Origin of the sequence: Paraburkholderia acidiphila, from assembly GCF_009789655.1 — a bacterium.
Lineage (GTDB): Bacteria > Pseudomonadota > Gammaproteobacteria > Burkholderiales > Burkholderiaceae > Paraburkholderia > Paraburkholderia acidiphila.
The window spans coordinates 1,303,088-1,324,085 of sequence record NZ_CP046911.1 but is presented as its reverse complement, the minus strand read 5'-3'; the positions used below and the strand labels follow the sequence as shown (position 1 = coordinate 1,324,085).

At 64.2% G+C, this 20,998-nt stretch carries 19 protein-coding genes and 1 pseudogene; 14 read left to right on the top strand and 6 right to left on the bottom strand.

The features are described from left to right. The first annotated feature begins 49 nt into the window (after positions 1 to 49). Complete coding sequence (locus tag FAZ97_RS30235; protein ID WP_158762391.1) at positions 50 to 793, top strand: SDR family oxidoreductase; 744 nt, start codon at positions 50 to 52, stop codon at positions 791 to 793. 21 nt (positions 794 to 814) lie between these two features. On the opposite strand, the pseudogene FAZ97_RS30230 reads toward FAZ97_RS30235, so the two are convergent. Further along, positions 815 to 1,102 (bottom strand): annotated as a pseudogene (locus FAZ97_RS30230) (cytochrome P450); the annotation flags it as partial. A 124-nt stretch (positions 1,103 to 1,226) separates the two neighbouring features. On the opposite strand from FAZ97_RS30230, the gene FAZ97_RS30225 reads away from it, so the two are divergent. Next, a complete protein-coding gene (locus FAZ97_RS30225) occupies positions 1,227 to 2,153 on the top strand; it encodes a helix-turn-helix domain-containing protein (protein ID WP_158762389.1) in 927 nt (308 codons plus the stop codon). 19 nt (positions 2,154 to 2,172) lie between these two features. Here FAZ97_RS30225 and FAZ97_RS30220 read toward each other — a convergent pair whose 3' ends face one another. Beyond that, complete coding sequence (locus FAZ97_RS30220) at positions 2,173 to 3,156, bottom strand: aldo/keto reductase (protein ID WP_158762388.1); 984 nt, start codon at positions 3,154 to 3,156, stop codon at positions 2,173 to 2,175. Positions 3,157 to 3,295: 139 nt separating this feature from the next. On the opposite strand from FAZ97_RS30220, the gene FAZ97_RS30215 reads away from it, so the two are divergent. Further along, positions 3,296 to 4,237 carry a LysR family transcriptional regulator gene (locus FAZ97_RS30215; RefSeq protein WP_158762387.1) on the top strand — a complete coding sequence of 314 codons (942 nt, stop codon included), beginning with the start codon at positions 3,296 to 3,298 and terminating at the stop codon, positions 4,235 to 4,237. A 112-nt stretch (positions 4,238 to 4,349) separates the two neighbouring features. Then, positions 4,350 to 5,699 (top strand): ATP-binding protein, encoded by a 1,350-nt coding sequence (locus tag FAZ97_RS30210; protein ID WP_158762386.1) that lies wholly within the window; start codon positions 4,350 to 4,352, stop codon positions 5,697 to 5,699. A gap of 30 nt (positions 5,700 to 5,729) precedes the next feature. Here the strand turns inward: FAZ97_RS30210 and FAZ97_RS30205 are convergent, their stop codons facing one another. Then, on the bottom strand, positions 5,730 to 6,098 hold the full coding sequence (locus tag FAZ97_RS30205) for a cupin domain-containing protein (protein WP_158762385.1): 369 nt from the start codon (positions 6,096 to 6,098) through the stop codon (positions 5,730 to 5,732). Positions 6,099 to 6,446: 348 nt separating this feature from the next. Between FAZ97_RS30205 and FAZ97_RS30200 the strand changes: the two genes are divergently transcribed. The 4 genes from FAZ97_RS30200 to FAZ97_RS30190 all read left to right on the top strand — a co-directional run bounded on the left by FAZ97_RS30200 (position 6,447) and on the right by FAZ97_RS30190 (position 8,748). Further along, complete coding sequence (locus FAZ97_RS30200; RefSeq protein WP_158762384.1) at positions 6,447 to 6,830, top strand: GFA family protein; 384 nt, start codon at positions 6,447 to 6,449, stop codon at positions 6,828 to 6,830. Continuing rightward, positions 6,827 to 6,958, top strand: a complete 132-nt coding sequence (locus FAZ97_RS35650) for a hypothetical protein (protein WP_267904752.1) — start codon at positions 6,827 to 6,829, stop codon at positions 6,956 to 6,958. Before FAZ97_RS30200 ends, FAZ97_RS35650 begins: the two co-directional genes overlap by 4 nt. After that, positions 6,955 to 7,698: a response regulator gene (locus tag FAZ97_RS30195; RefSeq protein WP_158762383.1), complete on the top strand. Its 744-nt coding sequence runs from the start codon at positions 6,955 to 6,957 to the stop codon at positions 7,696 to 7,698. The genes FAZ97_RS35650 and FAZ97_RS30195 overlap by 4 nt, the downstream gene beginning before the upstream one ends. 108 nt (positions 7,699 to 7,806) lie before the next feature. Next, the gene (locus tag FAZ97_RS30190) at positions 7,807 to 8,748 is read left to right on the top strand and encodes a M23 family metallopeptidase (RefSeq protein WP_233271886.1); all 942 of its coding nucleotides are present in this window, start codon (positions 7,807 to 7,809) and stop codon (positions 8,746 to 8,748) included. Positions 8,749 to 9,065: 317 nt separating this feature from the next. Here FAZ97_RS30190 and FAZ97_RS30185 read toward each other — a convergent pair whose 3' ends face one another. Both FAZ97_RS30185 and FAZ97_RS30180 read right to left on the bottom strand, forming a co-directional pair. Beyond that, positions 9,066 to 9,989: an alpha/beta fold hydrolase gene (locus FAZ97_RS30185; protein WP_233271885.1), complete on the bottom strand. Its 924-nt coding sequence runs from the start codon at positions 9,987 to 9,989 to the stop codon at positions 9,066 to 9,068. A gap of 76 nt (positions 9,990 to 10,065) precedes the next feature. After that, positions 10,066 to 10,623: a TetR/AcrR family transcriptional regulator gene (locus FAZ97_RS30180; RefSeq protein WP_158762382.1), complete on the bottom strand. Its 558-nt coding sequence runs from the start codon at positions 10,621 to 10,623 to the stop codon at positions 10,066 to 10,068. 271 nt (positions 10,624 to 10,894) lie between these two features. Here FAZ97_RS30180 and aldA point away from each other — a divergent pair, with 271 nt between their 5' ends. From aldA to FAZ97_RS30150, 6 genes are all read left to right on the top strand, one after another. Continuing rightward, positions 10,895 to 12,319 (top strand): aldehyde dehydrogenase, encoded by a 1,425-nt coding sequence (aldA, locus tag FAZ97_RS30175; RefSeq protein ID WP_233271884.1) that lies wholly within the window; start codon positions 10,895 to 10,897, stop codon positions 12,317 to 12,319. Between the two features lie 205 nt (positions 12,320 to 12,524). Further along, the gene (locus FAZ97_RS30170; protein WP_158762380.1) at positions 12,525 to 13,826 is read left to right on the top strand and encodes an MFS transporter; all 1,302 of its coding nucleotides are present in this window, start codon (positions 12,525 to 12,527) and stop codon (positions 13,824 to 13,826) included. Positions 13,827 to 13,859: 33 nt separating this feature from the next. Continuing rightward, positions 13,860 to 15,110 (top strand): mandelate racemase/muconate lactonizing enzyme family protein, encoded by a 1,251-nt coding sequence (locus FAZ97_RS30165; protein WP_158762379.1) that lies wholly within the window; start codon positions 13,860 to 13,862, stop codon positions 15,108 to 15,110. Positions 15,111 to 15,115: 5 nt separating this feature from the next. Next, on the top strand, positions 15,116 to 16,729 hold the full coding sequence (locus FAZ97_RS30160; protein ID WP_158762378.1) for a GMC family oxidoreductase: 1,614 nt from the start codon (positions 15,116 to 15,118) through the stop codon (positions 16,727 to 16,729). A gap of 72 nt (positions 16,730 to 16,801) precedes the next feature. Further along, the gene (locus tag FAZ97_RS30155; protein ID WP_158762377.1) at positions 16,802 to 17,914 is read left to right on the top strand and encodes a porin; all 1,113 of its coding nucleotides are present in this window, start codon (positions 16,802 to 16,804) and stop codon (positions 17,912 to 17,914) included. A gap of 108 nt (positions 17,915 to 18,022) precedes the next feature. After that, complete coding sequence (locus FAZ97_RS30150) at positions 18,023 to 18,799, top strand: IclR family transcriptional regulator (protein ID WP_158762376.1); 777 nt, start codon at positions 18,023 to 18,025, stop codon at positions 18,797 to 18,799. Positions 18,800 to 18,817: 18 nt separating this feature from the next. Here the strand turns inward: FAZ97_RS30150 and fusA are convergent, their stop codons facing one another. After that, the gene (gene fusA / locus FAZ97_RS30145; protein WP_158762375.1) at positions 18,818 to 20,872 is read right to left on the bottom strand and encodes an elongation factor G; all 2,055 of its coding nucleotides are present in this window, start codon (positions 20,870 to 20,872) and stop codon (positions 18,818 to 18,820) included. Between the last annotated feature and the right edge of the window lie 126 nt (positions 20,873 to 20,998).

Below are 20,998 nucleotides of genomic sequence, written 5' to 3'. Positions count from 1 at the left end.
TGCAAGGGCTTATCGTCCGGGTACTGCCAACCCACTCGCAGGAGTCTTCATGAAATCCGTCTTGATCACCGGATGCTCGTCCGGTTTCGGCCTCGAAATCGCCCGCTACTTTCTCGATCGCGACTGGAACGTCATCGCGACGATGCGCACGTCGCGCGAGGACGTGCTGCCGCTCTCGCCGCGCCTGCGCGTGCTCGCGCTCGATGTCACGAAGGCGCAGAGCATACGCGAGGCCGTGGAGGCCGCCGGGCCCATCGACGTGCTCGTCAACAACGCGGGCATCGGCGTGCTGGGCGCGCTCGAAGGCATGTCGATGGACACCGTGCGCGACGTGTTCGAGACGAATACGCTTGGCACCATCGCGCTCACGCAGGCGGTTCTGCCGCAGTTTCGGCAGCGCCAGAGCGGTGTCGTCGTGAACGTCACGTCGAGCGTGACGTTGCGCGCGCTGCCGCTGCTCGCGGTGTATTCCGCGAGCAAGGCGGCGGTCAACGCGTTCACGGAGTCGCTGGCGTACGAACTCGCGCCGTTCAATGTGCGCGCGTGCGTCGTGCTGCCGGGCCGCGCGCCCGACACGCGTTTTGGCGAGAACGCGCAGCAACGCATGGAAGGCAGCATCCCCGAGCCTTATGCCGGGCTGGGTCAGCGCGTGTTCGAACAGTGGGCGCAGTCCACGGCGATCACACGCTCGCAGGACGTGGCCGAGGCGGTCTGGCGCGCGGCGACCGATGCTGCGGCTCCGGCTCGCATCGTCGCGGGTGAGGACGCGCTGGCGTTGGCCGGGGCGCAGTGATCGCCGCACACCGCGCCTGAGCTAGGCCGGTGCGAGCGCCAGATGCAGCGGCGCTTGCGGCCTTAGCGTCACGTTGAGCACAGGACGCGGTGCCGCCATGCCGTCCGGCACCGCGAGCGTGCAGCGCTGCAACAGCATCGCCGCGATCACCGTCATCTCGGTCATGGCCAGATGCTGACCCAGGCACACACGCGGACCCATGCCGAACGGCGACCACGCGCCGCGCTGGGTGGGCACGGCGTCGCGGGCGAACCGCTCGGGCTTGAACGCCGATGGGTCCGCGAACCAGCGCGCGTCGTGCTGCATGCGCATGGAAGGGACATTGCGTGGTCGATGGCGTATTCATGCCACGCATTGCACACCAACGGCCGCCGCGCGTCTTGAACGCAAACGACATCGACGCTCTTGCGACGCTCGCCTATACTGCGCGGTCATGTCCACCGCAACGCCTCCCAGCCCGATTGCCTGTCCCGACCGATGGGCGCGCGCGCCGCGCGTAGTGCTCGGTGGCGAGCGTCCTCACGCGCGGCTCTATCCGCCTCCTGCGGCGTTGGCGGATGCCATCGTGGCCGTGGCCTGCCGCGACACGCGCGGCTTCGACCTGAACGACGCGCAGCGCCTCTCGCATTTTCCGGCCTCGCCGCTCGTGTGTCTCTCGTGGTATCGCGAACTGGATGCCGGGCTCGTGGACTCGACAGCGAACGGGCCACTGTGGCGGCCCTTCGGCACGGCGATCACGCTTTCGGGCAGCCAGTCGCAGCCCACCACGAGCTGGGCGCCCACCACGGGTTTCGGCGGCATGGTGTGCTTCAACGCCGATGCAGCGAAGGCCTTGTTCAATCTCGATCTGGCCACGGTCCACGATCGCTTTCTGTGCGCACGCGAAACTTTGGGCCATTTCCTCGACGCCTTGCTTTGCACTGCTGACGATGCGCAGACGCTCGCGGCGCTCGAACACCATCTCGCGCCGCGTTGGCAAGCGCTTCGCGGCCACCGTTCCTCCGTTGCCACGCTGCGCCAGGCGGGCCGCCGCTGGGTGGGGCGTCTTGCGTGGCAGGCGCGCGAATGGGGGCGCACGCAAAGCGCGCGGCAGGTGGAGCGGCGCATCAAGGCTTATAGCGGGCGTTCGCTGCGCGAGTGGCACTCGCTCGTGAAGGCCGAGGGCGCGTATTTCGCGGCAACGGAGCGCCTCGCCAACGGACAGTCCTTCGACTGGGCGGCGTTCGCCCACGACGAAGGCTTCGCGGATCAGGCGCACCTGAGCCGCACGACCCGCCGCATGACCGGCTTCTCGCCCACCGACTTCGCGCAGCGCTATGTCGAGGACGAGTCGTTCTGGATGTACCGGCTGTGGGTGTGAGCGGGCCGCGCGCGCGAGCTTAGCGATCCACCCGTTGCTGCATCTGCGCCGGGTAGCGTTCGCCTACCACCTGGATCTCCTTGAGCGCCGCTTCAATCGCCGCGAGATCGCCTGCGCTCAACTCGATACTGGCCGCGCCCATGTTCTCGTCGAGCCGCGAAAGCTTCGTGGTGCCAGGAATCGGCACGATCCACGGCTTTTGCGCGAGCAGCCACGCCAGCGCGATCTGCGCGCGCGTAGCGCCTTTGCCTTCGGCAAGTCGGCCCAGCACCTCGACGAGGCCCGCATTGGCTCTGCGGTTCTCCTCGGAAAAGCGCGGCACGATGGTACGGAAGTCGCTCTGGTCGAACGACGTGCGCTCGTCGATCGCGCCGGTGAGAAAGCCCTTGCCGAGCGGGCTGAACGGCACGAAGCCAATGCCCAGCTCCTCCAGAACCGGCATCACCTTGTGTTCCGGCTCGCGCCACCAGAGCGAATATTCGCTTTGCAGCGCGGCGACGGGCTGCACGGCGTGGGCGCGGCGAATTGACTGCTCGCCCGCTTCGGAAAGGCCGAAGTGCTTCACCTTGCCTTCGCGGATCAGATCCTTGACCGTGCCCGCCACGTCTTCCATCGGGACGTTCGGATCGACGCGGTGCTGGTAGAAGAGGTCGATGCGGTCGGTCTTCAGACGCTTGAGCGACGCCTCGGCCACGGCGCGGATGCGCTCGGGACGGCTGTCCATGGGCTTCTTCGAGTCGCCGTCCTGAAAGCCGAACTTCGTGGCGATCACCACCTCGTCGCGAATCGGCGCGAGCGCTTCGCCCACGAGTTCTTCGTTGACGAAGGGCCCGTAGACTTCGGCCGTGTCGAAGAACGTGACGCCGCGCTCGAACGCCGTGCGGATCAGGCGGATCGCGTCCGTCTTTTCGGTGGCGGGCCCATAGCCGAAGCTCAGCCCCATGCAGCCGAGACCCAACGCGGAAACTTCGAGGCCGTTCTTGCCGAGTGTGCGCTTTTGCATGTCTTGCTCCTTGAAAGCGATTGGACGGGCGGCCCCGGTGTTCACGCGAGCACCGCCTTCTACCCGATCGAGTGTAGGTTGCTGCACGCCGCTCAACAATCCCGCTAGACTTGCATGAGGTATTGAGGGAAATTCATAAATGGTGCGCACCGGCTTATCCGAACTGACGGCTTTCGTGACCATCGCCGAGCAGCACAGCTTCAGCGGCGCGGCGCGCGTGCTGGGCGTCTCGCCGTCCGCGCTCAGCCACACCGTGCGCAACCTGGAAGCGAAGCTCGGGGTGCGCCTCCTGAACCGCACCACGCGCTCGGTGGCACTCACCGAGGCGGGCGAGCAACTGCTCAGCCGCGTGCGGCCCGCCATGGCCGATCTTGAAGACGCCGTGAACGACGTCGCGACCGCGAGCAACCGGCCTTCGGGATCGCTCCGCATCAGCGCTTCGGAATCGGGGGCGCGCCCGCTCATTCGGCATGTGCTGCCGGGGTTCCTTGCGCGCTATCCCGACATTCACGTGGAATTCGTGGTCGACTCGCGGCTCGTGGACATCGTGGCCGGCGGGTTCGACGCCGGCGTGCGCGTACTCGAAGACGTGCCGCGCGACATGATCGCCACCCGCTTCACGCAGGACATGCGCTTTGGCGCGGTGGCCTCGCCCGCGTATCTCGCGCAGCATGCGCCGCCGCGCGCGCCGCACGACCTGGAGCAGCACCGCTGCATCCGCTTTCGCTTCGAGAGCGGCGCGCTGTTCCGCTGGGACTTCGCGCACCGCGGCAAGAGCGCCAGCATCGACGTGGACGGGCCGCTCACGCTCGGCAATCTCAACCTGATGGTCGAGGCGGCGCTCGCCGGGGTCGGCGTGGCCTGGGTGCCGGAATCGCTCGTGGCCGAGCATGTGGCCGCCGGCCGGCTCGTGCATCTGCTGGCCGAGTGGGGGCCGGTGTTTTCGGGGCTCTGCCTTTACTATCCGGCCAATCGCCATCCGCCCGCCGCGCTGCGCCTGTTCGCGCAGGCCGTGCGCGAATGGGCAGACACCGCCGACGCGGCCGATGCCACGCCGCAGCGCAAGACGCGCGCTCGCTGAAATGAACCGGCCTGCAATGTATTGTGTCCCGCACCCGCGCCGATACAGTGAGATACAAAGCCACGCGCGGCATGCGGTATAAACCCATCATTCCTGCACACGGAGTCCGAACATGCAAGCCGCTGGTTTTGCGGGCGGGGCGGCAACGAGCGCGCTGCGCTGGCCGCGTACGCTGTTTGCGCGCCTCGCCCTGATCCTTTGCGTCGGCCTCGCGCTCGCGCAGTTGCTGTCGTTCAAGCTCACGATGACCGAGCGTAACGACGCCACCGCGAACATGATGACCAATTACATCTCGCGCGAAGTCGCCATCTCCGTGGCGCTGCTCGACCATCTGCCCGCCGCCGACCGCGCGGCGTGGCTGCCGCAGCTCGCGCGGCGCACCTACAGCTTCATTCTCGGCCCAGGGACGCCCGGCGAGCCGCCCGACGCGCGCCGCTCGAAGGACGTGGCGTCGGCCATCGCGGCGGGCACCGCCGACAAGTACGCGCTCACGACCAATTCGGTGCCCGGCAACGGCGAACGTCTGCAGATTCATTTGCGGCTTTCCGACGGCTCGCCGCTCACCATCGATTACCGTCCGGGTCCCGCGCTGCCCTTGTCGGGCTGGCTGCCGGCCGTGCTCGTCGCCCAGCTCATCGTGCTGGCGGCATGCTGCTGGTTCGCGGTGCGCACGGCCACGCGGCCGCTGCACGAACTCGCCCGCGTGGCCGACGCGCTGGGTCCGGACCTGAAGGCGGAGCGCCTGGAGGAAGAAGGGCCTTCCGAAGTGGCGCGCGCGGCGCGTGCGTTCAACGCCATGCAGGAGCGCATCTCGGCGCACGTGGCCGAGCGCATGCAGATACTCGCGGCCATCTCCCACGATTTGCAGACGCCGATCACGCGCATGCGCCTGCGCGTGGACCAGATGGACGACAGCGCGCAAGCGGAAAAGCTCGCGCAGGACCTGCGCGAGATGGAGCAACTGGTGAAGGAGGGCGTGGCCTACGCACGCACGCTGCACGGCACCGGTGAAGCGCCCGCGCGCGTCGATCTCGATGCGCTGCTCGACAGCCTCGTGTGCGACTACGTGGATGCAGGCTCGCCCGTCACGTTCGAGCGCCGCCTGAACGTGGCGATCGTCACGCGCGTGCAGGCGCTGCGCCGCATCGTCGGCAATCTCGTGGATAACGCGCTGAAGTACGGCAGCACGGCGGCCATTGAGGTGAGCGCGTCGCCGCGGGACAAGACCGTCACGATCTCGGTGCTCGACAGCGGCCCCGGCATTCCCGAAGAAGCGCTCGAAAAGGTGTTCGAGCCGTTCTACCGGCTCGAAACCTCGCGCAATCGGGGCACGGGCGGCACGGGCCTCGGCCTTGCGATCTCGCGCCAGCTCGCCGTGGCGATGGGCGCACAGCTCACGCTGCGCAACCGGCCCGAAGGCGGGCTCGAAGGACGGCTCGTGCTTGGCGGCGCGGATGGGTGAAGCGCGGCGCGCTGTAAGCGCTTCTCGATGTCAGTCGGCCAGCGGAATGAACACGTTGAACTGGCCCTCCTCGGGGTGGCGCGAGCGATGACCCTTGCCCACGGTGTCTTCGCACAGCACGACCGTGCCCGGCTCGCAGTGGCGCGTGTCCCCGTCGCTCGTTTCGAACTCGACCCAACCGGTCATCCAGATCACGAACTGACGAACCGGCGTGGTATGCCAGTCCGCCTCCTTGAGGCCCGCCGGCACCCAGCCAAAGCGCACCGCCTTCACCTGCTCCCACGTCGAAAGATAAATGGGCGGGATGTTGGGAAAGAGCTCGAGCGGCGTGAGCGGGATATCGATGTCCTCGAAATGGGACTCGCCCTGGGCGTCGGCGTAGATTCGCAGGCATTTCATGGGGACCTCCTGGAGCCGTTCTCTGAGTTTTGCTCGCCACAGCAAGCGAGCATCAACAATGCCGGTTTGTTGCGGGCCCGGCGGCGGTCATTGCCGGTCGTTTCAGGTCGTCGCGCTGGATACGCGCACCAGCGCACATTGTGGTCCTGAATCTGGCGGTGCGGTTGCGGGTTGTACGCGCCGCGCCGCGCGTTGTGCACTGCGTTGTGCGCGGCCTTTTTGCACGGATTCGCGAGCGCATTGCAATGTGCTGTGTCTGCGGGCGCGGCAGAGGCAGTGCGATAGAGCGCCGCGCGCGCCTTGCGTTATCGATCAGCCAACGAAATCAATCGAGCGGAGAGCAACAACATGAGCACGTCGACGAACGCGACTAGCTGGAAGGGTTCCTGTCATTGCGGTGCGGTAAAGTTCGAAGTCCGTACCGCCATCGAGCCGGCCGGGCGCTGCAACTGCAGCCTGTGCCGCCGCAAGGGCGCGCTGATGAGCCCGATGTTCGAGGGCCGCGAACTGACGATCCTCGCGGGCGAAGACGCGCTCACGCTGTACCAGTTCAATACGCGCGTGGCGAAGCACTATTTCTGCAAGCACTGCGGCATTTATCCGTTTCACCAGACGCGCAGGGACCCGGCGCGCTGGCGCGTCAATCTCGGCTGTCTGGAAGGAGTGGATGTCTACGCGCTCGAAGCGTCGGTCGCCGACGGTGCGAGCCTTTCCGTAATGGAGGACGCATGAGACGCCTGCTCGCGATCCTGTTCTTCGCGGCGAGCGGCCTGGCTGCGGAGATTGCCCATCCGGTGTACTGTTCGTGCATTGCGGAAACCCGTTCACGCCTCGCGCGCAAGGAGAAAAATAACCCATGACGGAAAAGATCGATCACGTCCTGATCGTCGATGACGACCGCGGCATACGTGAACTGGTCGGGGCCTACCTCGAAAAGAACGGCATGCGCGTGTCGCTGGCCGCGAACGGCCGCGAGATGCGCACGCTGCTCGAGAGCGGCGCGCCCGACCTGATCGTGCTCGACCTCATGATGCCTGGCGACGATGGCCTCGTGCTGTGCCGCGAATTGCGCGCGGGCAAGTTCCGCGCCGTGCCCGTGGTGATGCTCACCGCGCGCAACGAGGAGACGGACCGCATTGTCGGCCTCGAAATGGGCGCCGACGACTATCTGCCCAAGCCCTTCGCCGTGCGCGAACTGTTCGCGCGCATCCGCTCGGTGCTGCGCCGCACACGTATGCTGCCGCCGGGCATGGAAGTGAGCGAGTCGGCGCAACTGCTCGCATTCGGCGACTGGCGGCTCGACACCACGGCGCGCCATCTGCTCGACGCCGAAGGCACCATCGTCGCGTTGAGCGGCGCGGAATACCGGCTCCTGCGCGTGTTCCTCGACCACCCGCAGCGCGTGCTCACGCGCGACCAGCTGCTGAGCCTCACGCAAGGCCGCCAGGCCGATGCGTTCGACCGCTCGATCGACCTGCTCGTGAGCCGGCTGCGCCAGCGCCTGCGCGACGAGGCGCGTGAGCCGCGTTACATCAAGACGCTGCGCAGCGAGGGGTATGTGTTTTCCTCGGCGGTGACCACGGTCGAGGCGCCGGAGTAAGACGTGCGCCCTGTGGGGACAGGGCGAATTAGAACTTGTCCGATAGGAGGCACAGCGGCGCGGGCGCACCATCTCAATATTGATGATGTCGCCGCAAGGAGCGCCGTGATGGGCCCGATATTCCTGATGTTGTCCCTGTTTCCCAAAAGGTATCTGAACGACCTGACGCACCGCGCGTCGCGGGTTGCTGTCATCGTCACGGCGTGCGTCGTGGCGTTGATTGCGTTCGCTGCCGGTATCGCGGCCGGCCGTTGCGTCGGCAGCGTGCCCGACGCAGGCGCGATCGGACACCATGTCGTGGCCGGAGAGATTGGGCGCGCCTCCAATAGCGCCGCTTCAGCCTTGCCTGATCCGCGTATCGAACACCTTGCTGCGCAACTCGCTGCGCTCAACCAGTTCAATGAGCGTCTGCGCGCGCAGCCGCCGCGCGGCGCCGCCACGGAGGTGGCACTCGCCCCGGCGCGCACACGCGAAGACAGCACCGCCGAGGGCGGCCCCGAACTGCCGCCCAGGCCCTGCCTCGAAGCGTCGGCCGCGCGCGAGCGCGCGAAGGCCGCCAATGGCGGTATCGACTGTATGGCGGCAACGCTTTCGGCACTGGAGCGCAGCGTGGCCCAGCACGAAGCGGCGTGGGACGCCTTTCCCGGCCGCCGGCCGATCCAGGGCGGCCGCGACGGCTCGCCGTTCGGCAACCGCATCGACCCCTTCACGCACCGTCTGAGCTTTCACCCCGGCGTCGATCTGGTCGCCGCGGCCGGCACCCCCATTCTGGCCGCCGCCGGCGGTCGTGTGATCTACGCGGGGCCGAAGCGGGGCTATGGCAACGCGGTCGAGATCGATCACGGCAACGGCTTCATTACACGCTACGGCCACGCGTCGAAAATCGATGTGCGCGTGGGTGAGGTCGTGCTGCCGCGCGAACATATTGCCGATGTCGGCTCGACCGGACGATCGACCGGCCCGCATCTGCACTTCGAGGTGCTCGTCAATGGGCAGGCCGTCAACCCCGCCGGCTATCTCGCGCTGTTCGCGCCGGTGCTCGACGGTTGACAGCACTCGCTGCTTACCGGAAGCGCGAATCCCGACCCTTGAGCGTGCCCCAAAGCTGGCCGACCGTCGTCATGCAGATCGCAACGGCAAATGTCAACAGGACGACCGCGCCAAGCAGTGAGCAACCGTCGACCTGCTTTGCGATGGGGTCGTGGACGATATCGCGGGATGTATGGGAAAGCACTACGGGACGCATAATGGGCTCGCGCTGTTGGAAAGTGAAGAGCCTTTCAGACTAGCCCGTCCACTACGACCCAGAAAATCGAATAAGTTCGAAAGTGGCAGTGCAACGCATTGTTTCGCAGCCGCTTTCGATCTCACTGTTTCCGTTCGAAGAAGCTTAGCAGTGCTTCTGAAACTGCAGCCGGTTGTTCCTCCGGCAGAAAGTGGCCGCAGTGGGCGATCGTCGCGCCTTGCACCTCATCGGCGTAATGGCGCAGCGGACTTGCCATGTCGACAATCGAGCCCTGATCGGCGCTCAGCGCGAGAACCGGCATCCGCAATTTGCCGCGCGCACCCAACTCGCGGTTCTGGCGCGCCGAAACATCGGCCGCGCGGTAGTAGGCCAGCCCCGCGCGCAAGCCGCCGTCCTTCGTGAACACGCGCAGATATTCGTCGATATCCGCATCCGTGAAGGTCCGCGGATTTGCCGTCTTGCGGCGCAGAAACCAGTCCAGGTATGCGCGCTCCTTGCCCGCTATCAGCAACTCCGGCAGATCGGCAACCGCATGGAAGGCGAAGTGCCAGGTGCGCCATGCGCGCTCCGGCGCAACCGGCAACGCGTCCGGCAGTGTGATGCCGGGAATGCCGGCGTCGAGCAATGCGAGTGTCGCCACTTCGTCGCCAAAAAGCGCCGCGTAGGGATAGGCGACCCATGCGCCAACGTCGTGGGCGGCGAGGTGATAGCGACGCACCTCGAGCTTGCCGAGCAACGCGTGCAGGGCGGTGGCGAGCGACTGCGTGTCGTAGCCGTCTTGCGGCCGGTCCGAATCGCCCTGGCCGGGCAGGTCCGGGGCGATCACGCGGTAACGCTGCGCGAGGAGCGGCATGACCTTGCGCCACGCGAACCAGCTTTGCGGATAGCCGGCCAGCAGCACCACGGTTTCGCCTTCTGTCTTTCCGCCGATGACGTAGTGGAGCCGCGTGCCTTCGACGGTCGCGAAGCGATGCTCGAAGCCGGGCAGGATGGGGTCGGGCAGCGAGGCCGGACCGTGGTCGATCATGCGTGAGGGCGTGCTCATGACGTGAAGCTCCTGTGGGTGTAGAGAAACGCACAGTCAATTTGGAAATATTTATTTCCAAATTGACCAAAAAAATTCAACGCAGCAAGCGCATGGCTTCTTCGGTCGCGGCGAGCATGTCGCGCTGCGTGCGGCCGGATTTGCCGATCAAACGAAAGCCGTGGAGCAGGGCGAGCAACGTGCGCGCCATGGCCGGGACATGGATTTCCGGTGCAACACTGCCGTCGTTCTGGCCTTGCTGGAGGAGTTCGCGCAGCATCTCTTCGGTTCGCCGCATGGCCGCTTCGATGCGCGAGGCGATTTCGTCGTCGAAAGTGGCGAGTGCCGTTGCGCTTGAAACGACAAGGCAGCCGCGCCGGCCTTCGCTGCCATGTGACGATTCGGCGTAGAAAAGCAGGATGACGCGGATCTTTTCGCTCGCTTTGGAATGCTTGTCGAGGCGATGGCGCAATTCGGCGTGGCGCGTGGTGACGTAATGGTCGAATGCGGCGAGAAACACGCCGCGCTTGTCGCCGAAGGCTTTGTAAAGGCTGCCTGCGGTCAGGCCCGTTGCTTCGCTGAGGTCGCCTACGGAGGTGGCGTGGTAGCCGCGCTCGCGGAATACACGCACGGCGCCGTCCACGACGGTTTGCATGTCGAATTCGCGCGGGCGGCCTGGGCTGCGGGCCACAGGTTGGGATGGGTGCTCGGATGCCATGGGGGCGATTATAGGAAATGTTCATTTCCTAATCAAGAAGGCTTCGAGGTCCGTGGCTTCACAGGTACAGCCTGGCACCGACGTCTTTTTCCATATATGGAAAAAAAGTCTGGCGTATGGGAATTCATTGACCCTGCCCAAATCGCGCTCGTATAGTCCTCGTGAACTCTGCAAGCCAGCGGGCACTTCAACGAACAAGGACGTCAACGTGCGCCATTACCAGAATTTTGCCGACAACCATTTCAACGATTCGGCCCGAGCCCCCTCCATCGAAGTCTGCAATCCCGCAACGGGCGACATCGTCGCCGCCGTCGACAGCGCCAGTCCCGAAGATGCCGATCTGGCCGTTCAGTCCGCTGCCGCCGCACAGAAAAAATGGCGGCGCATGCCCGCTGCCGAACGCGCGAAAGTCCTGCACCGGCTCGCCGACGCCCTGGTTGCCCGTGCCGACAGCATCGGCCAGGCACTCGCACTCGAATCCGGTAAGAGCCCCCAGCATGCGCGTGCCGAAGTCCAGTACGCAGCCGAAGTCACGCGCTATCACGCGGAGTGGGCGCGCCGCATTACCGGCGAACTCATTCCGAGCGATAACGTCAGCGAGAACCTGATGTTGTTTCGCGAGCCGATCGGCGTCGTGGTCTGCCTGATTCCGTTCAATTCCCCCGTCTATACGCTGATGCGCAAGGTCGCGCCTGCGCTCATCACCGGCAATACGGTCGTCGTCCGGCCGAGCAGCTACACGCCATGTTCGGCGCTGGAAATCGCCCGCGCCGTGCAGGACGCGAATGTCCCTGCCGGCGTCATCAACATCATGGCGATGAGCCACGTCGTGGCCGAGCAGATCTGCACGCACCCGTCCGTGGGCATGATCACGTTGACAGGGAGCGTCGGCGCGGGCCGGAAGGTGCTCGAATATTCCCAGGTCAATATCGCGAAGGTGGCGCTGGAACTCGGCGGCAAGACGCCGGCGATCATCGAGCCGGACGCCAATCTCGAACAGGCGGCGGCCGATATCGTGCGCTCCAAGACCACGAATTGCGGCCAGCTTTGCACCGCCGTCGAGCGCGTTTATGTGCACGAGGAAGTCGCGCCGAAGCTGATCGGGCTGTTGCGCAACCGCATGCGCGAGCGCCAGTGGGGCGATCGCAGCAGGAACCACGACTGGATGGGACCGCTGATCCACGACAACGCACGCCTGCACATTCACCAGATGGTGGCGCGTGCGATCGACGACGGGGCGGTGCTCGAGTGCGGCGGCGTGATTCCCGAGGGCAAGGGCTTCTTCTATCCGCCCACGCTCCTCACCGGATGCCGGCAGGAGATGGAGATCGTCCAGGAAGAGACGTTCGGGCCAGTGCTAGGCGTTGTGACCTACCGCACGCTCGATGAGGCGCTGGAGATGGCCAACGATCACCAGTTCGGGCTTGCCTCGATGATCTACAGCGAAAACCATCGAACGATCATGCGCGTAGCCAACGAGATCGAAGCGGGCGAATGCTACGTGAACCGTATTCCCGACGATCCGTATCAGGGCCACCACGGCGGCTGGAAACGTTCGGGCATCGGCGGCGACGATGGCCAGCACGGCATGCTCGCGTTCACGCAGACGCGTCTGGTTGTCGTGCCGTACTGAGGCAACGTCGAGATGGACTGAAAGGCTGGCCTGGCTGCACGGTTGCAAGGTGCGCCAGGTCCCGCGAATCGCATCAGGATATCGCTGCATATAGTTCGGAGTGCAAATCAGATAGCGGGTGAAGCATCTACCCGGGAAAACACGAGGTTGTCATGCAATACCGGTTCAGAAAACCGGATACAAGGCAGTTAAAAAAGGAGACGTCATGACAGTAACAATCGAATCGCCCGAGCAGACACTGGCGCAATCGCCTGCGACGGGTTCGCCGTTAGTCCGCTACTTTCAGCTGGCCGTCCTGACACTGGCCGCCGGCGCACTGTATCCGCTGCTGTACCTGCGCCAGAATTTCGAAAATACGCTGCTGCAGGCATTCCACATCAATTCCGACCAGCTTGGCGAGCTCTATTCGATCCTGGGCATCGTCTACGTGGTCACCTATATTCCCAGCGGTTGGCTTGCTGACCGCGTGAGCTCACGCTGGCTCGTCGTGTTCTCTCTTGGCGTAGTCGGTTTGCTCGGCCTGTGGTTCGCCACCTATCCTGAACCGTCGATGCTGCGCTGGATTTTTCTCGGTTGGGGTATCGCAGGGGGGCTGACGTTCTGGTCGGCGATCTTGCGCGCGGTGAAGCTGCTGGGTACCGCACAGGAGCAGGGCCGCTTTTTCGGAATCCTCGACGGTGGCCGCGGCCTCACCGAAGCGGTGCTCGCGTCAATCGCGGTGGCGATCTTTGCTCACTATGCGAGTCTTGCCCCGCAGCTTTCCCTGCGGCCCGTGATCCACATGTACGCGTATACGTGCCTCGGGATTGGCGTGCTTGCCGGGTTGATCCTGCCGAACGACCGGAACCGCACGCTTGAACCGGGTGATGCAGCGGGCGGCGCTTCGGCACTCGGTGACTTCGTCACGTTGATCCGCATTCCGGAGATCTGGCTCATCAGCCTGATCGTGCTTGCGGGCTATCAGTTGCTGTGGGCCACGTTCTCGTTCTCCAGTTACATTCAGGAGCACTTCTCCGCTTCCGCTGTGCTCGCTGGCGAGCTGACCGTCATCAAGCTGTGGATGCGCCCGATCGGCGCCATCGGCGGCGGCTTCCTCGGCGACCGGTTCTCCAACGTCAACGTGCTGGGCGGCGGCATGCTCGCGGCCGCGATTGCGTGGCTGCTGTTCGTGCTGGTGCCCGCGACGGTCCCCATGTGGCTGCTGGCTTGCTGCATTGTGGTGCTCGGCCTGATGACGTATTCGGTGCACGGGCTGTACTGGGCGATCATCGATCGTTGCCACGTGCCGGCGCGCGTGACCGGGCTCGCGATCGGAATCATTTCGATGATCGGCCTCTCGCCCGACGTGTTCCTGCCCATGATCAGCTCGGCCATCTCGCACCGTTTCCCTGGCGTGCTGGGCACGCAACTCTATTTCGCGTACATCGGCGCGTGCTGTCTTTTGGGCAGCGGCCTCGTGTATATCTTCAAGAAGCGCACCGAGCACTATCGTTTTCCGGGCCGGTAACACCCAGCGATCCCACTCTCCCAAGAAAGACTCATGAAAATCACCTCGCTTGAAACTTACGTCGTTGCCGTGCCGCCTCCGTACATTGGTGGGCGCTACTGGATCTTCGTGAAGCTGAAAACGGCCTGCGGCATCGAGGGCGTGGGCGAAGTCTACGCGGCAAGCTTCCATCCCGACGTGATGGAAAAGGCCATCGCCGACGTGTACGAGCGTTACCTCGAGAACCACGATCCGCACCATATCGAACGGTTCTTTCGCGAAGCCTATTCGAGCGGCTTCACGCAGCGTCCCGATGTGAGCATGATGGGAATCGTGAGCGGCCTGGAGATGGCGTGCTGGGACATCATCGGCAAGGCGGCGAACAAACCGGTCTACGAACTGATCGGCGGCAAGGTCAATGAGCGCCTGCGTTCCTATACCTACCTGTATCCGAAGAACGATGACGGCACGTACAGTCACGATTACGAGGACATCGAACCGTCGGTTCGGTGTGCAGAGGAATACGTGAAGCAGGGATTCACGGCGATCAAGTTCGATCCGGCCGGACCTTATACGGCCTATTGTGGGCACCAGCTCAGCCTGGAACTGCTCGAGCAGTCTGCTGCATTCTGCCGGCGCCTGCGTGAAGCGGTCGGCTCGAAGTGCGATCTCATCTTCGGTACGCACGGGCAGATGACGCCTTCGGCTGCGGTGCGGCTCGCCCGCTATATCGAGCCCTACGACCCGCTGTGGTTCGAAGAGCCCGTTCCGCCGGGGCAGTCCGAGGCGATGGGACGGGTCGCGCAGAAGACCAGCATTCCGGTTGCGACCGGCGAGCGCCTGACCACCAAGTACGAGTTCTTCGACGTGCTGCGCAACAATGCGGCCTCGATCCTGCAGATGAATCTCGGGCGCGTTGGCGGCATTCTCGAAGCGAAGAAGATCGCGAGTCTGGCCGAGGTCTACTACGCGCAGATCGCGCCTCACCTTTACAACGGTCCGATCGGCGCGGCCGCCAGTATTCAGCTCGGCGTGGCGTCGCCCAATTTTCTGATCCAGGAAAGCATCATGCGCTGGGAAGGCTTCCACGCCGAGATCCTGAAGAAGCCAATCGTTTGGGAAGACGGCTACATCATCCCGTCGAGCGAACCGGGTCTCGGCGTCGAACTCGACATGGAAGTCGTCAAGGCGAACATGCCGTACACGAGCCGACGGCTGCACCTCACCGTCTCGACGCAGCCGTTCGATGTGAAGGCCGGTCCGTCCGACAGCTGGAAAGCGCGCTACGCGGTCGACAAGGAATAGTGGCAATGGGTGCATCGATGTTCGACTACATCATCGTCGGGGGCGGCTCCGCTGGCTGTATCCTCGCGGACCGCCTGAGCGAGTCCGGCAAGTTCCGCGTGCTGCTGCTCGAGGCGGGCAGCGCGGACAAATCCATGTGGCTGCGCATGCCGCTCGGGTTCGCCAAGCTGTTCTATCACCCGAAATACAACTGGCGCTATCAGACGGCGCCGCAGCGTGAGCTGGCGGGCCAGCGCGTCTATACGCCCCGCGGCAAGGTGCTGGGTGGTTCCGGCGCGATCAACGCCATGATTTACGTGCGTGGCCAGCAACGGGATTTCGACGACTGGGCCGCGCAGGGCAATCCGGGCTGGGGCTGGGACGACGTGCTGCCCTGGTTCAAGCGGCTGGAATCGCACCACGCGGGCGATACCGAATGGCATAGCAGCAGCGGCAAGATTCGCATTACGCGCGACGCTGTCCACCCGATCTGCGAGTCGTTTTTCGAGGCATGCACGGCGCTGGGCCATCGCCGCAACGATGATTTCAATGGCGTGCGGCTCGAAGGCTTCGGCGTCTACGACATCAACACACGCGACGGGCAACGGGATTCATCGTGCACAGCCTACTTGCATCCCGCCATCAAGCGTTCGAATCTCGTGGTGCAGACCGATGCGCTCGTGGAGCGTGTCCTCTTCGACCGCGACCGGAAGGCGACCGGTGTCAATGTGCTGATCAGGGGCCATCGCCAGCATTTCGCCGCCCGTCGCGAAGTCATCCTTTGCGCTGGCGCGGTGGAGACGCCGAAGCTGCTGCAATGCTCGGGCGTGGGCGACGCGGAACTGCTACGGCGACACCAGATTCCGGTGGTCCATCATTCACCCGCGGTTGGCCAGAACCTGCAGGACCACCTGTGCGCGTCGTACTACTATCGCGCGAACTGTCCAACCGTGAACGACGAGGTACGCAGCCTGCCGCAGCAGGCGCGGGCCATGCTGCAGTACCTGTTCAGACGCAAGGGGATCTTTGCGACAACGGTCAAGGCCGGCGGCTTCCTGCGCACGAGCGGCGCGGAGAAAGCACCGAATGTGCAGTTGTACTTCAACCCGCTTTCCTATGTCCTGCCCGAATCGGGTGGCATGCCGCGCGTCGAGCCGTACTCCGGCTACACGATTTTTTTCGCACCGTGCAGACCGACCAGTCGTGGCTCCATCGCGTTGACCAGCGCCGACATTCACGCAGCGCCACACATCGATCCCAACTACCTGTCGACTGAGCACGATCAGGCCGAGGCGATTGCCGGCAGCCGGCTCGTGCGCGATCTTGCGGCAACGCCCTGGCTCAAAAGGATTACGGCCGAAGAAGTCCGTCCGGCCGAGGCGGTGTCCGACGACGCGAGCATGCTGCAGTTCTTTCGCGAGCAGAGCGGATCGATCTACCACCTCTGCGGTTCGTGCGCGATGGGCAGCGATACGCAACGCTCGGTCGTGAACGGCCAATTGCGGGTGCACGGCATGACGAACCTGCGTGTGGTGGATGCCTCGGTGTTCCCGAACATCACCTCGGGCAACATCAACGCACCGACGATGATGGTTGCGGAAAAGGCGGCAGACATGATTCTGGAGAGCGCGGCCGACTGAAACTGCCTGCGGGAGACGTTTTTTACAGGTTAAAAGATAATGCATAAAAATTCGAAACGAAATTTATTCGGCATGCTAACGGTATTGGCGGCGGGATTGCCTGTCACAAGCCATGCTCAGAGCAGCGTGACGCTATACGGAATCATCGACGGCGGCGTGACCTACTTGAGCAACTCGGGTGGCGCGCGCGTCGTGAAGTTCGATGATGGGGTGTCGTGGGGGAACCGCTGGGGCGTGAAAGGCACCGAGGATCTCGGCGGCGGACTGTCGGCAGTGTTCGTGCTCGAAAATGGTTTTCATCTGGGCAACGGCGCGCTCGCGCAGGGTGGCGCGGAATTCGGCCGGCAGGCGTATGTTGGACTGAGCAACGCCTGGGGCACGCTGTCGCTCGGCAACCAGTACGACATGACACGGGAGATCATGTCGAACTACAACATCTCCGGTTGGGCGAGCGGGTACGCGATTCACCAGGGCGACTTCGATCGCCTCAATGGCGACCGGCTGCCGAACTCGGTGAAGTTCGCCTCGAAGGAATTCGCGGGCTTTTCGTTCGGCGGCATGTACTCGTTCGGCGGAGTCGCGGGCGACTTCCACCAGAACAGCGCATGGAGCGCGGGCGCGCACTATGCGACTGGCCAGTTCACGATCGGCACGGCTTACACACAGCTGAACAACCCGCATGGCGTCTCCGCATTCGATCCCTACGCGATGATCGGAACGAAGACGTTTCTCGGCCAGCCGACGGTTAGCGTGGACCCGGCGACGGGTGCAGTCACCGATCTGTACGCGAACTCCGCGTTCCCGGTGGACCGGCAGAGCACGTTTGGCGTGGGTGCGAGCTACGCGTTCGACAAGGTGACGCTGATGGGCAACTTCACCTATACGACGATCAAGGCATTCGGCACCGAGTCGCACATGAAGGTTGCCGAAGGCGGCGCGAACTGGCAGGTTACGCCGGCGTTCAGCGCGATCGGCGGCTATCAGTACACGAACTTCGAGGGTCATCACTGGAACCAGCTATCCGCCGGGTTGCACTATCTGCTCTCCAAGCGAACCGATGTTTATCTGTCGGGCGACTGGCTGAAGGCATCGAGTGGCGTCGATGCGGTGATCGGCTACGCTTTCACGCCGTCGACAACGACGACCCAGGCCGATGTGCGCATCGGCATGCGGCATTCGTTCTGAACCGCTGTGCCAATCCAGCAGCCTCGTGGGACCAGGCCTTTGCCCGCTTCCGGCAAAGGCTTGGTCCCAGTTTGGCCAGTCCGGTCAATGCCGCTAGAATATTCGCCGATGAACGCGCCCGATCCATTGCCCGAAGAAAAATCGAAAGCCCCCGCCGTAGACGGGGCGCTCGACATTCTGGAAGCGCTAGTCCAGTCCACGTGGCCGCTCACGCTTTCGGAGATCGCGGAGCGCGTGAACCTCCCCGTTACGAGCTGCCACCGCATTCTCGGCACGCTGCTGCAGAGGGGGATGGTGGTGCGCGACCTGCAGCGCAGGAAGGCGTACTGCGCGGGCGCGAGGCTCTTCCAGATGGCGTCCGCCGCCTATCTGCAACAGCCGATTGTGCCGCTATTCCACCCAATCGCCGACGTTCTGAAAAACGAGTTGCACCAGGGCGTGAAACTGAGCGTGCAGGCGGGCTCGCACGCGCTCGTTGTCGCCCATGTTGCGTGGCCGTTCGCCGATACCTTCGGGGTCTATGTGGGCCTGTCCGACGTGCTGCATCGGTGCGCCGCCGGCAAAGCCATGATGAGCATGCTTCCCGTGAATGTGCAGAAGCACTACTGGAGCGAGTTCATCTCGGCACGTGCGCCGGATACGGCGTCTGCGCTCGCCGGCGTAGAGGCATGGATGCACGAGCTTGCTGAGATCAAGCGCGTCGGCTATGCGTTAACCCGCTCGGACATCGGTCCCAGTGTTTGCGAACTTGCGGCGCCGGTACTCAACCGCCGCGGCGAACCGCTGGCCGCCATGGGCGTGTCTTTCGCTGCACCGCACGACGTGCGCAGTTATGTCACGCCGCTGATCCAGGCGACCTGGCAACTATCGTCGCGACTTGGATAGCGATCGGCGGCAGCGCCCTCACTCCACACTCTCCCCCCGCCCTTTATGCTGCGCGGCCAGCCTTTCCTGATGCGTCGGCGGCACCGGATCGTAGTGGCTCAGCTGAATACTGTAATTCCCATGCCCGCCCGCGAGCGAATTCAGCCGCGACTGATAGTCGTTGAGTTCGGCCAGCGGCACCTTCCCCGCAATGACCATGGCCTGCCCGCCCATCGTGCGCGTGCCGTGCACCTGCCCGCGCCGCGAGGAAAGATCGCCGATGATGTCACCCATCGCGGCCTCGGGCGTCATCACCTCGATGTCGACAATCGGTTCGAGCACAATAGGCTGTGCCTTCAAAACCGCATCGATAAACGCCTTGCGCCCCGCGGTAACGAACGCCACTTCCTTCGAATCCACCGGATGGTGCTTGCCGTCGTACACGATCACGCGCACGTCCTGCATGGGAAAACCCGCGAGCGGTCCGCTGTCGATCACCTGCAAGATGCCTTTTTCCACCGCTGGCATGAACTGCGAAGGAATCGCGCCGCCTTTCACGGCATCCACGAATTCGAAGCCCGCACCGCGCGGCAACGGCTCGACACGCAGCATGACCTCGCCGAACTGCCCCGCGCCGCCGGTCTGCTTCTTGTGGCGGCAATGACCCTCGGCTTTGCCGCCAATCGTCTCGCGCCATGCGATCGTAGGCGGCCGTGTCACCACTTCGAGTTTGTACTGATCGGTTAGCCGCTCCAGCATGTAGCGCAAATGCAGCTCGCCGAGCCCGCGTACAACGGTCTCGTTGGTGCCCTCGGGGTGATCGATCTGCAGGCAAGGGTCTTCCGCCGCGAGCTTTTGCAGCACTTCCCACACGCGCTGCTCGTTGCCGGGGCGCGCGGGCTCGATAGCGAGACCGTAAATCGGATTCGGAAACGCAGGCGGTGTGAGGTGGATGTTGCCGTCTTCGGGGGCGTCGTGCAGCACGGCGTCGAAGCCGATATCGTCGGCCTTCGCCACCGCGCAGATATTGCCTGGCCCCGCGCGTTGGACTTCCGTATGCTCTTTACCCTGCAGCATGAGCAGATGCGCCACCTTGAACGGCTGCCGCGCGTTGCCGATATAGAGCTGGCTGTCACGCGTCACCGTGCCCTGATGAATGCGAAACACGGCCACCTTGCCGATATACGGGTCCATCACGATCTTGAACACATGCGCGAGCACGTGTTTATCGGCGTCCGGTTCGGCGCGTACGGGCTCCTTGCCTTCCTTGCCGTCCACCTCGCGGTAAAAGAGCGGCGGATTGCCTTCGGTGACATTGGGCAGAAGTTTCACGAACACGTCGAGCAGTTGCGCGATGCCCGCGCCCGTCGCGGTAGAGGTGAAGCACACCGGCACGAGGTGCCCTTCGCGCAACGCGCGTTCGAACGGCGCGTGCAATTGCTCGGGGCTGATCGCTTCGCCTTGTTCGAGGTACAGCTCCATCAACTCGGGATCGAGTTCGATCACCTGGTCGATGAGCGCATTGTGCGCGGCTTCCACCGAATAAAAATCGGCTTCGCCCACAGGGTTGAAAAAGCAGTCCACCACTTCACGTCCGCCTTGCGCGGGCAGATTGATCGGCAAACACGTCTTGCCGAAGGTCTCCTGTATCTGCGCGAGCAGTCCAGGCAAATCGACCTTTTCCGCGTCGATGCCGTTCACGACGATCATCCGGCACAGCTTGCGCTGCTGCGCATACGCCATCATGCGCGTCGTGGACATTTCGATGCCGGTGCGCGCGTTGATGACGATGGCCGCCGTTTCCACCGCGGGCAGCGCGCTCATCGACATGCCGGCGAAGTCGGGGTAGCCGGGCGTGTCGAGCAGGTAGATGCGCGTGCCCTGGTGGTCCAGGTGGGCGATGGCGGAATTGAGGGAGTGGTGGTACTTGCGTTCGAGGGGATCGAAATCGCAGAGGGCGGTGCCGCGATTCACGCTGCCTGGCGCGTGCAGCGCGCCGCCCTGGTGCAGGAGCGCTTCGGCAAGCGAGGTCTTGCCGCAGCCGGCATGGCCGACCAGAGCGATCGTGCGGATGGCTTCGGGACTGTAATCCATGGCCGCCGTCGTCCGTTAGTGGATGTTCGGCAATTATTGGCGATATTTCCACGCTCTGCCAATCCCATGCTCAAAAGAAGCGTGCACGAGCGCGCTGAGCGCGAACCCGCTTTTTTCGCTGCGCTG